Origin of the sequence: Morganella sp. B601 (assembly GCF_051172335.1) — a bacterium.
In the GTDB taxonomy this organism is placed as follows: domain Bacteria; phylum Pseudomonadota; class Gammaproteobacteria; order Enterobacterales; family Enterobacteriaceae; genus Morganella; species Morganella morganii.
On the sequence record NZ_JBPIZE010000004.1, the window covers coordinates 1 to 11,293 of the forward strand.

Here is an 11,293-nt window from a genome sequence, read left to right on the forward strand (position 1 = left end):
TGGCGGCCGTAGCGCGGTGGTCCCACCTGACCCCATGCCGAACTCAGAAGTGAAACGCCGTAGCGCCGATGGTAGTGTGGGGTCTCCCCATGTGAGAGTAGGGAACCGCCAGGTTATTATTAAGTGAGGGTGCAGAACTGCATCAGTCACACAGAGATACGCGGAGCGGTAGTTCAGTTGGTTAGAATACCTGCCTGTCACGCAGGGGGTCGCGGGTTCGAGTCCCGTCCGTTCCGCCAACATTTAGGGGCGTAGTTCAATTGGTAGAGCACCGGTCTCCAAAACCGGGTGTTGGGAGTTCGAGCCTCTCCGCCCCTGCCATTTACTTGATAAGTAATAACTAAAGATCTTTATTTATTAATAGCCCGGTTCGTTATGAACTGGGTTTTTTATTATCTGAATTTCGCCTTCCCTTCTTATGTATCGTATCCTGCCGAATTTCCTTTCTTTTTTGCGACCACTCCTTTCAATACAACAGTTACTTACCGCACTATCTATCTTTAAAATCATCAGTAACCAGCGTTATACCGGTATTGCGATTAATTGCCCGATAAGTCCCTGCTGATCACTATTCTGCAGCCAGACAGCGTACAGAGGCTTTGTAATCAGGTCATTATCCACGGGGTTCAGTTCGGGATATATTTTTTTCCAGTGTGCTGGTAAATAAGCGACAGATGATGTCACTGACAGTAATTGTTTTGCCTGAAAAGCAGACGATGTTGTCAGAACCGGAGACTGGCAGCAGGCGAAAACAGCCTCATCATGCTGCTGAAAATCAGCACTCCATTCCAGGCGGATAAGGCCCGGAGGATTTTCTGCCGTCAGCGGTTGTATGCTGAACAGCTGAAGTGTGATTTCTCCGACAATCTCACTTTTCAGTTCATCCATTTTTGGCTGCTCAGTAGAAATCAGTAAATCCAGTTCCCGTTCATGTAATTGTTTTACCAGTGACTGGCGGGATGCAATTCTGGTCTCCAGGCGCAGATCTGCATGTGATTGGTAGATCTGTCCGAGCCAGGGGGTCAGACAAGCTTCCCACAATGATGCAGTCGCTCCGATGGAAAGCGGGTTGTGTACAGAGGCATGATTAATTTCCTGTTTCGCCAGCTGCCAGGTATTGATCAGCGCTTCGGCATAAGGTACTAACCGCTCGCCTGCTGCGGTCAGGCGGATATTATTCCGGTGGCGGGTAAAAAGATTTGCCCCGAGATTTGTCTCTAACTGCCTGATCCTAAAGCTGACTGCAGATTGTGTAAGGTATAAGGATTCAGCCGCACGCCCGAAGTGACGGGTTTTACTGACCTCCAGAAAGGTTTTCAGTAATTCTGTATCCACTGGTATCTCCAAAAATTTTTGTCGTTATGATTTAAATATTTTGTTTTACAGAATCCTAATGCTATCTAATACTCCGCGCCATAAAGAGTATGTCAGTAGAGAATTAGGAGTGTGTCAGATGGCAGAAAGCTTTATCACGACTAATCGTTTTTTTGATAATAAACATTATCCTCGTGGTTTTTCACGCCATGGTCATTTCACCATAAAAGAAGCTCAGTTACTTGAGCGCCATGGTTTTGCTTTCAACGAACTGGATATGGGTAAACGCGCCCCCCAGACGGACGAAGAAAAACAGTTTGTTTCTGTATGCCGTGGTGAGCGTATGCCGGAAACAGCAGAAGAAAAAGTGTGGATTAAGTATCTGGAGCGTATTCGCAAACCAAAACGCTTCCACACGCTGTCCGGTGGTAAACCTCAGATCGATCCGTCGGAAGACTATACCGACACAGATGATTAATATCATCAGAAATAATAAGTTAAAAGGGGCATTCGTGCCCCTTTCTCTTTTTAAGAGACCGCCTGCTGCAATTTATGGATTAATCTGTCCATTACCCGGTAACTGAGTGCTTCCAGTATATCTTTTCGTGACACCTGTCCTCCTTCATCCCGCAGATCGGCAATAGTTCTGCTGACACGCAGTATACGGTGCCATGCCCGTACAGACAGATTAAGTTGCGTCAGTGCATCCTCAAGAAAACGGGCATCCTGTGCTGATAATGCACACACCTCCTCTGTTTCTTTGCCTGACAGTCCCGCATTCAGTTTTCCCTGCCCGTTACGGCGGTATTGTTGTTGGCGTGCGGACTGTACCCGTGCTTTTACCTGCTCATGAACCGGCGGATCTTTTTCTGTCCGGCTCAGTGTTCCGGGCGGCAGCATCGGCACTTCAATTGATAAATCAAACCGGTCCAGAAACGGTCCCGAGATGCGGGAAAGATAGCGCAGAAGCTGCTGAGGACCGCTGCGGTTATGTATGCCCTGATAATGGCCCGTCGGGCTGGGATTCATTGCAGCAATGAGCTGTATACGGGCAGGAAAACACACTTTTGCTTTTGCTCTGGAAATAATGATCTCTCCGGATTCAAGTGGTTCACGCAGGGAGTCGAGTGATTTACGGGAGAATTCAGGGAGTTCATCAAGAAACAGAATGCCGTGATGTGCCAGCGATATCTCTCCCGGCAGCGGAATACTGCCGCCACCGGTGAGTGCCGCAGAGGATGCGGTATGATGTGGTGCCCTGAACGGACGCTGGGGCCATTTATTTTGTTCTGATGAGGTTTGGGTCAGGCTCCGGATTATCGCCACGTCAAGAGCTTCCTGCGCGGTTAACGGCGGGAGCAGTGTTCCCAGCCGGCTGGCCAGCATGGTTTTTCCGGTACCGGGCGGGCCGAGCAGGAGCAAATTATGCCCGCCGGCAGCACTTATTTCCAGAACCCGTTTGGCGTGTTGCTGGCCGGTAATATCATCAATACTGGTACCGTTATCATTTTCTGTTTTCCCCGCCTGGTGGCTGTTTTCATTCAGTTCCTGCTGCTGATAAAAAAATGCGGCAATCTGCAGTAAATTATCCGCCATCAGCGCCGAACCGGCGGGCAGAATACATAATTCATCATGATGCTGTTTTGATACTACAGCCAGCCTTCCTGACTGACGGGCGGCCAGTACTGCCGGTAATATGCCGCGGCAGAACCGGAGTTCTCCCGAAAGACCTAATTCCCCCGAAAATTCATAATTCTCTGCCAATTTTGCGTCTATTTGCTCTGAAGCTGAGAGTATGGCAACAGCGATAGGCAAGTCATATCGCCCGCCTTCTTTGGGTAAATCAGCCGGGGCAAGATTGATAGTGACCCGCTTTGCCGGAAATTCAAATCCGCCGTTGATCAGGGCACTGCGGACCCGATCTCTTGACTCTTTAACAGCGGTTTCCGGTAATCCCACCAGTGTTAATCCGGGCAACCCGGCGCTGATATGTGCCTCGACGGTGACCAGCGGTGCTTCTGTCCCGATCATGGCACGGGTATAAACAATAGCAAATGACATCAGGTCATCCTGCAGTTACATAAAGGAATTATCATGATGGTGATTTTTTTCATCATTTCGCAGCGAAATTCCGTTTTTTACGATGTATATCGACAGATTTTATGTATGTTGCATAAAAGTGATTTCTGCTCTGCGTGTTGCATGGAAAAACCGGGCGGCGGGGAATTAATTTCCGGGTTTCAGAATAAAAAATCTGCCACGCTTTCCATCGTGCTCCCGGGAATAGTGTTCAGAGGAAAAGTAAGTTGTACCGGAGAATGCCCCGTTTTTTCGGTGTTATTCCGGAAGTGACGATTTTGGCAGAGGAGGATACCGCCGGATAAAAAAATAGCAGTGAAACATATCGTTAATAATGGCAGTTCACTGAATTTTATGGATTTTTATTCTTGTTGTTAAAAAAAAGACAAATAGCCGTTGTCAGGAATTCGATAACATGATAACTCTAAAATAAAGAGACCAACTGAATACGGCAGACAGAAGAATTTATCCATGAATAAGATTGTCCGAGTGATTAGCCTAATTATCGTGAGCGTGGTGGTGATTATTATCCCACCGTGCGGGGCTGCACTCGGATACGAAAATGGCTGATACGAGCCAGGATCTCACGAGAACCCCGCACCGAAAGGCGCGGGGTTTTTTTTAACCTTAAATTTATGATTTTTCACTGAAAAGAAAACGGCGGACTAAGGAGTCACACATGAACGGGGCACAGTGGTTAGTGCAGGCACTACGAACACAGGGCGTTGACACTGTGTTCGGCTACCCGGGCGGGGCGATCATGCCGGTCTATGACGCGCTGTATGACGGTGGTGTGGAGCATGTGCTCTGCCGTCATGAACAGGGGGCGGTTATGGCGGCAATCGGCTATGCACGGGCAGGGCAGAGAACGGGTGTATGTATCGCAACATCAGGGCCGGGAGCAACAAACCTTATCACCGGGCTGGCGGATGCACTGCTTGATTCAGTACCGGTTGTTGCCATCACCGGACAAGTAGGTTCATCACTGATTGGTACGGATGCCTTTCAGGAGATCGATGTGCTGGGGCTGTCTTTGTCATGCACAAAACACAGCTTCCTGGTTGAATCAATTACTGATTTGCCGCGAATTATTACCGAGGCTTTCGCGATTGCTGCAGGCGGGCGTCCGGGGCCGGTACTCATTGATATCCCGAAAGACATTCAATTACAGATTAGTGAATTTACCCCGTATTTTCTGCCGGTAAATAATGCAGAACCTCTGTCGCAGACGGCTCTCTCCCGTGCCCGGCAACTGATGCGGGAAAGCCGGAAGCCGGTGCTGTATGCCGGTGGTGGTGTCGGAATGTCAGGTGCCGTTGCACAGCTGCGGGCGTTTCTGGATGAAACCGGTATGCCGGCAGTGAGCACCCTGAAAGGACTGGGGGCGGTCTCTCCGGATTATCCGTATTACCTCGGGATGCTCGGGATGCACGGGGCAAAAGCAGCGAACCTTGCGGTTCAGGAGGCGGATCTGCTGATTGCGGTCGGCGCCCGTTTTGATGACCGGGTAACCGGCAAGCTGAACGCATTTGCCCCGCGCGCAAAGGTGATCCATGTGGATATCGACCCGGCTGAGCTCGATAAATTACGGCAGACACATGTTTCTCTTGCCTGCGATGCGAAGCAGGCTCTGCCGCTGCTGTCACAGCCGCTGTCATTATCTGTCTGGCAGCATCACGTGAAGAAACTGAAAGCAGAGCACACGCCTGATTATTCACATGCCGGTGACAGTATTTATGCACCGCTGCTGTTATCTCAGGTATCTGCGGCCAAACCGGCAGATTGTGTGGTGACAACGGATGTCGGGCAGCACCAGATGTGGACGGCACAGCATATGACCTTTGACGGCCCGGAGAATTTTCTGACATCCGGTGGTCTGGGTACGATGGGGTTTGGTTTACCGGCAGCGATCGGGGCACAGATTGCCCGCCCGGAAGCAACCGTGCTGTGTGTTTCCGGTGATGGTTCTTTCATGATGAATGTGCAGGAACTGACCACTATCAAACGCAAACGTCTGCCGGTCAAAATCCTGCTGCTGGATAATCAGCGTCTCGGTATGGTGCGTCAGTGGCAGGAACTGTTTTTTGATAAGCGTTACAGCGAGACGGTACTGGATGACAATCCTGATTTTGTTGCCCTGGCGCGCTCGTTTGATATCCCGGGACAGCTGGTGACTGAAAAATCAGCGCTGCCGTCCGCGATTAATACCCTGTTACACCATCAGGGCCCGTATTTATTACATGTCGCCATCCGTGAAGAAGATAACGTCTGGCCATTAGTACCGCCGGGAGCGGGTAACGAACATATGTTGGAGAGCTCATTATGATGCAGCATCAGTTAGCAATTCAGGCACGTTCATGCCCGGAAATCCTGGAACGGGTTCTGCGTGTTGTGCGCCACCGCGGATTTAACGTCTGTGCCATGAAAATGGATCTGGCGAAAGGTTCCGAAGGTGATAATGTAAACATTGAGTTAACAGTTTCAAGCCTGCGGCCGCCTGCCCTGCTCTGTACACAGTTAGTTAAGCTGGCGGATGTGGAGGATGTCGAAGTTCTCACAAAAAATACACAAAATTATCAACACATTAGCTGTGCAGTATAAAGGAAAATTACAATGACAAAAAAAGCTGATTTTATTTGGTTCAATGATGAGATGGTTCCGTGGGCAGAGGCAAAAGTGCATGTTATGTGTCATGCCATGCACTACGGGACATCTGTTTTTGAAGGGATCCGCTGTTATGAATCTCATAAGGGCCCTGTCGTTTTCCGTCATCGCGAACATATGCAGCGCCTGCATGACTCCGCCAAAATCTATCGTATGCCGGTGGAATATTCTGTTGATGAATTAATGGAAGCCTGCCGCGCCACGCTGCGCAAAAATAATTTATCCAGTGGTTATATCCGTCCGCTGGTCTTTATCGGTGATGTCGGTATGGGTGTTAACCCGCCGCAGGGCTATAAAACCGATGTCATCATCGCGGCATTCCCGTGGGGTGCTTACCTAGGTGAGGAAGCGCTGGATGCAGGGATTGACGCGATGGTGTCATCCTGGAACCGCGCAGCCCCTAACACCATTCCGACAGCGGCCAAAGCAGGCGGTAACTACCTGTCCTCGTTACTGGTCGGCAGTGAAGCCCGCCGTCACGGTTATCAGGAAGGGATTGCGCTGGATGTGAACGGTTATATCTCTGAAGGGGCGGGTGAAAACCTGTTTGAAGTGAAAAATAACATTATCTTCACTCCGCCATTTACCTCTTCTGCACTGCCGGGTATTACCCGTGATGCGATTCTGACCCTGGCAAAAGAGCTGGGTTATGAAATCCGTGAGCAGACGCTATCCCGCGAATCACTCTATCTGGCGGATGAAGTCTTTATGACCGGTACTGCGGCGGAAGTTACGCCGGTACGCAGTGTTGACGGTATTCAGGTGGGTATCGGCCGCTGCGGACCGGTTACCAAAGAGATCCAGCAGGCATTCTTTGGCCTGTTCACCGGGAAAACAGAAGACAAATGGGGCTGGTTAGATCCGGTAAATCCATAATAACGAAACAGATTTGCAGGCGGGTCGTTCCCCCGCCTGATTTTTGCAAACACGGGAGATTACAATGCCTCAGTACCGTTCGGCGACAACAACGCATGGCCGCAATATGGCGGGTGCGCGCGCATTATGGCGTGCGACAGGAATGACAGATGCCGATTTCGGCAAACCGATTATCGCGGTTGTTAACTCATTCACACAATTTGTTCCGGGTCATGTTCACCTGCGGGATCTGGGTAAACTGGTGGCAGAGGAAATTGAGGCCGCCGGTGGCGTGGCCAAAGAATTCAATACCATTGCTGTGGATGACGGGATCGCCATGGGGCACGGCGGGATGCTTTATTCTCTGCCGTCACGCGAACTCATTGCCGATTCTGTGGAATACATGGTGAATGCACACTGTGCGGATGCCATGGTTTGTATCTCCAACTGCGACAAAATTACTCCGGGAATGCTGATGGCCTCACTGCGCCTGAATATCCCGGTTATTTTTGTATCCGGTGGCCCGATGGAAGCCGGTAAAACCAAACTGTCTGATCAGATAATCAAGCTGGATCTGGTGGATGCTATGATCCAGGGTGCAAATCCTGATGTTTCCGATGCGGACAGTGAACAAATCGAACGATCGGCCTGCCCGACCTGCGGCTCCTGCTCCGGTATGTTTACCGCGAACTCGATGAACTGCCTGACCGAAGCGCTGGGCTTATCTCAGCCGGGGAACGGCTCGCTGCTGGCAACTCATGCTGACCGCAAAAATCTGTTCCTTAATGCCGGACGCCGGATTGTGGAAATCACCAAAAAATATTACGAGCAGGATGATATCCGTTTTCTGCCGCGCAATATCGCCACCAAAGCAGCGTTTGAGAATGCGATGACCCTGGATATCGCCATGGGCGGTTCAACCAACACAGTTCTGCATCTGCTGGCGGCGGCACAGGAAGGGGAAGTTGATTTCACAATGACGGATATTGACCGCCTTTCCCGTGCGGTGCCGCATTTATGCAAAGTCGCGCCAAGCACGCAGAAATACCATATGGAAGATGTACATCGCGCCGGTGGAGTAATTGGTATCCTGGGCGAGCTGGATCGCGCCGGGTTACTGCACCGGGAAGTCAGTAACGTGCTGGGGATGACCCTGCCGGAGTTACTGGCGGCGTATGATATTACACTGACGAAAGATGATGCGGTGAAACGGATGTATTCCGCCGGTCCTGCTGGGATCCGTACAACAAAAGCATTCTCACAGGATTGCCGCTGGCCGTCCCTGGATGACGACCGTGAAAACGGCTGTATCCGCAGCAAAACCCATGCCTACAGCCAGGATGGCGGGCTGGCGGTACTGTCCGGCAATATTGCCGAAGATGGCTGTATTGTGAAAACTGCCGGGGTGGATGAGGGGAGCTTAACCTTTACCGGACCGGCAAAAGTGTATGAAAGTCAGGATGATGCGGTAAGAGCGATTCTCGGCGGAGAAGTTGTTGCCGGGGATGTGGTGGTGATCCGCTACGAAGGGCCGAAAGGCGGGCCGGGTATGCAGGAGATGCTGTATCCGACCACCTACCTGAAATCAATGGGCCTGGGAAAAAGTTGTGCACTTATTACTGACGGACGTTTCTCCGGCGGCACTTCCGGGTTATCCATCGGCCACGTTTCGCCGGAAGCGGCCAACGGCGGGCTGATCGGGCTGGTTCAGACCGGGGACACTATCGCCATTGATATTCCGTCACGGCAGATTTCACTGAAAGTAGATGAGCAAACTCTGGCAGCCCGCCGCACAGAGGAAGAGGCACGAGGTGAAAAAGCCTGGTCACCGCAGAACCGTGAACGTCAGGTCTCTTTTGCGCTGCGTGCATATGCACTGCTGGCGACCAGTGCCGATAAAGGCGCGGTACGGGATAAAAGTAAACTCGGGGGTTAAGGATGACCGCAAAACAACCATTGTCTGCTCAACCGTCAGCGGCTGAGTACGTGAGAGCGGCCTTCAGTGCCTCCGTTTATGATGTCGCTCAGGTCACGCCGCTGCAACTGATGCCGAAACTGTCGGCACGACTCGGCAATACCATTTCAGTGAAACGGGAAGACAGGCAGCCCGTGCACAGTTTTAAGCTGCGCGGCGCGTATGCCATGATTGCGGAGCTGACAGAAGAACAGAAACGGCGGGGCGTAGTGACGGCATCAGCCGGAAACCATGCACAGGGTGTGGCACTGTCTGCCGGGAAAACCGGGGTGAAAGCCCTGATTGTGATGCCGGTGGCGACGGCGGATATCAAAGTGGATGCGGTTCGCGGGTTCGGCGGCGAAGTGGTTCTCCACGGCGCTAATTTTGATGAAGCAAAAGCACATGCACTGGAGCTGGCCGCATCCCTCGGGATGACGTTTATTCCGCCGTTCGATCACCCGTCGGTGATCGCCGGTCAGGCCACTATCGCTCTTGAACTGTTACAGCAGAATGCCAGGCTCGACAGAGTCTTTGTGCCGGTCGGCGGTGGCGGACTGGCCGCCGGGGTGGCGGTGTTTATTAAACACCTGATGCCGGACATTAAAGTAATTGGTGTCGAGGCAGAAGAGGCGGCCTGTCTGAAAGCGGCGCTGGATGCCGGGCATCCGGTCGAATTACCGAAAGTCGGGCTGTTTGCCGAGGGTGTGGCGGTGAAACGGATTGGTGATGAGACCTTCCGTTTGTGTCAGCAGTATCTGGATGATGTGATAACCGTAGACAGTGATGCCATCTGCGCAGCTATGAAAGATCTGTTTGATGATGTGCGGGCAGTGGCGGAGCCTTCAGGAGCCCTGGCGCTGGCGGGGATGAAAAAATACATTCAGCAGCACAATATTCAGGGGGAAAACCTGGCGCATGTGCTTTCCGGTGCCAATGTGAATTTCCATGTGCTCCGTTATGTGTCAGAGCGGTGCGAGCTGGGAGAGCAGCGTGAAGGCGTGTTCGCGGTGACGATCCCGGAAGAGAAAGGCAGTTTCCTGCGGTTTTGTCAGGCGCTTGGCCCGCATGTGGTGACGGAATTTAATTACCGCTACAGCGGTTCAGATGAAGCTTCAGTATTTGTCAGTGTCCGTGCCGATGAGGGCGCGGGCGCACGGAAAACCATTCTGGACGGTCTTTCCGCCGCTGGTTTTAGTGCGACAGATTTGTCGGATGACGAAATGGCGAAACTGCATGTCCGCTACATGGTGGGTGGCCGTCCGTCAACACCGTTGCAGGAGCGGCTGTTCAGTTTTGAATTCCCGGAAGCGCCCGGCGCATTGCTGAAATTCCTGGAAACACTTGGTACACACTGGAATATCACCCTGTTCCATTACCGCAGTCACGGCACGGATTATGGCCGCGTACTGGCGGCTTTTGAAATACAGGCAGGGGATGTGCAGTTTGAGCAGTATCTGAATGCACTCGGCTACGATTTCCGCGATGAAACTGGCAATGCCGCATTTGTCCGTTTCCTGGCTCCGCAGTTATCCGGGGTGGCGCGGCAGTAATTGCCAGAAAGCGCGGATAAGCGGCTCATGCAGCCGCTTGTTCAGTGTACAGACGCCCAGTTTGAACGGCGCGACCATCGAAATATTATCGAGTTGCAGGATCCGGCTGCGGATTGCGTCCGGGCTGTTCTCCACCACCACATTAGGGATCAGAGCGATACCGCAGCCCAGTGCCACCATCGATACAATCGCTTCATGGCCGGACACCGTGGCATAAATCTGCGGATCCTGAATCTGGTGTGTTTTAAACCATAAATCAATCCGTTTACGTGACGGGCCATGCTCCGGAATGATAAACGGGATATTTTCCCAGTCAGGCACCGGCTGTACCGCCTGTTGTCTGACCGGGCACGGCAGTGCCGGCGCTATCAGTGACAGCGGGATTTCGCCTATCTGGTGAAAGCGGACATTATCCGGCAGTTTTTCCGGTTTTCCGGCGATACCGAGATCCGCTTCCTGTGACTGTACTTTTTCCACTGCATCCGCCGCGTCCCCGGTGGTCAGCTTGATTTCCACCTGCGGATGTTCTGCCCGGAACTGATCGAGGATCTGCGGCAGATGGCTGTATGCGGCAGTGACGGAACAAAACAGACGTAATTCACCGGTCAGTGACGGGCTCTGATGATTAAGCGCATGTTGCAGTTGCTGGTATTGCAGCACTGTTTCCTGCGCAAATTTTTTCAGCTGTTCACCGGCGGCTGTCAGCTGAACAGTGCGGTTATCCCGCAGAAACAGCGGATGCCCGAGAGATTCTTCCAGCCGCTGGATCTGCCGTGAGAGTGTCGACGGGCTGATATACATGGCAGCCGCGGTTTTGCCGAAATGGCAGCTCTCCGCAAGATGTAAAAACAGTCTGAGTTCCCGGATATCCATC

At 52.0% G+C, this 11,293-nt stretch carries 10 protein-coding genes, 2 tRNA genes and 1 rRNA gene; 10 read left to right on the forward strand and 3 right to left on the reverse strand.

The annotated features are described in order from the left end of the window. From rrf to ACSBQN_RS11575, 3 genes are all read left to right on the forward strand, one after another. Positions 1-114: ribosomal RNA gene (rrf, locus tag ACSBQN_RS11565) — 5S ribosomal RNA — on the forward strand; the annotation flags it as partial. A gap of 48 nt (positions 115-162) precedes the next feature. Next, positions 163-239, forward strand: a tRNA-Asp gene (locus tag ACSBQN_RS11570). Positions 240-245: 6 nt separating this feature from the next. Beyond that, positions 246-321: transfer RNA gene (locus tag ACSBQN_RS11575), tRNA-Trp, on the forward strand. A gap of 201 nt (positions 322-522) precedes the next feature. Here ACSBQN_RS11575 and hdfR read toward each other — a convergent pair. Beyond that, positions 523-1,335: an HTH-type transcriptional regulator HdfR gene (gene hdfR, locus ACSBQN_RS11580; protein WP_193830421.1), complete on the reverse strand. Its 813-nt coding sequence runs from the start codon at positions 1,333-1,335 to the stop codon at positions 523-525. A 118-nt stretch (positions 1,336-1,453) separates the two neighbouring features. Between hdfR and ACSBQN_RS11585 the strand changes: the two genes are divergently transcribed. Beyond that, positions 1,454-1,792 (forward strand): DUF413 domain-containing protein, encoded by a 339-nt coding sequence (locus tag ACSBQN_RS11585; protein WP_004234373.1) that lies wholly within the window; start codon positions 1,454-1,456, stop codon positions 1,790-1,792. 50 nt (positions 1,793-1,842) lie between these two features. Here ACSBQN_RS11585 and ACSBQN_RS11590 read toward each other — a convergent pair whose 3' ends face one another. Beyond that, positions 1,843-3,375 (reverse strand): YifB family Mg chelatase-like AAA ATPase, encoded by a 1,533-nt coding sequence (locus ACSBQN_RS11590; RefSeq protein ID WP_214167249.1) that lies wholly within the window; start codon positions 3,373-3,375, stop codon positions 1,843-1,845. 489 nt (positions 3,376-3,864) lie between these two features. Here ACSBQN_RS11590 and ilvL point away from each other — a divergent pair, with 489 nt between their 5' ends. The 6 genes from ilvL (at position 3,865) to ilvA (ending at position 10,419) form a co-directional block, all read left to right on the forward strand. Beyond that, positions 3,865-3,963, forward strand: a complete 99-nt coding sequence (ilvL, locus tag ACSBQN_RS11595; RefSeq protein ID WP_079549161.1) for an ilv operon leader peptide — start codon at positions 3,865-3,867, stop codon at positions 3,961-3,963. Between the two features lie 109 nt (positions 3,964-4,072). Then, positions 4,073-5,719 (forward strand): acetolactate synthase 2 catalytic subunit, encoded by a 1,647-nt coding sequence (ilvG, locus tag ACSBQN_RS11600; protein ID WP_214167248.1) that lies wholly within the window; start codon positions 4,073-4,075, stop codon positions 5,717-5,719. After that, positions 5,716-5,994: an acetolactate synthase 2 small subunit gene (ilvM, locus tag ACSBQN_RS11605; RefSeq protein ID WP_101924345.1), complete on the forward strand. Its 279-nt coding sequence runs from the start codon at positions 5,716-5,718 to the stop codon at positions 5,992-5,994. The genes ilvG and ilvM overlap by 4 nt, the downstream gene beginning before the upstream one ends. A 12-nt stretch (positions 5,995-6,006) precedes the next feature. Continuing rightward, the gene (locus ACSBQN_RS11610) at positions 6,007-6,933 is read left to right on the forward strand and encodes a branched-chain amino acid transaminase (protein WP_004234382.1); all 927 of its coding nucleotides are present in this window, start codon (positions 6,007-6,009) and stop codon (positions 6,931-6,933) included. Positions 6,934-6,997: 64 nt separating this feature from the next. Beyond that, positions 6,998-8,848 carry a dihydroxy-acid dehydratase gene (gene ilvD, locus ACSBQN_RS11615; RefSeq protein ID WP_024474210.1) on the forward strand — a complete coding sequence of 617 codons (1,851 nt, stop codon included), beginning with the start codon at positions 6,998-7,000 and terminating at the stop codon, positions 8,846-8,848. Between the two features lie 2 nt (positions 8,849-8,850). Beyond that, positions 8,851-10,419 (forward strand): threonine ammonia-lyase, biosynthetic, encoded by a 1,569-nt coding sequence (ilvA, locus tag ACSBQN_RS11620; RefSeq protein ID WP_024474211.1) that lies wholly within the window; start codon positions 8,851-8,853, stop codon positions 10,417-10,419. On the opposite strand, the gene ilvY is transcribed toward ilvA, so the two are convergent. Then, positions 10,396-11,292, reverse strand: coding sequence for an HTH-type transcriptional activator IlvY (gene ilvY / locus ACSBQN_RS11625; protein WP_024474212.1), 897 nt, complete (start codon positions 11,290-11,292; stop codon positions 10,396-10,398). The genes ilvA and ilvY overlap by 24 nt on opposite strands. Position 11,293 lies beyond the last annotated feature (1 nt).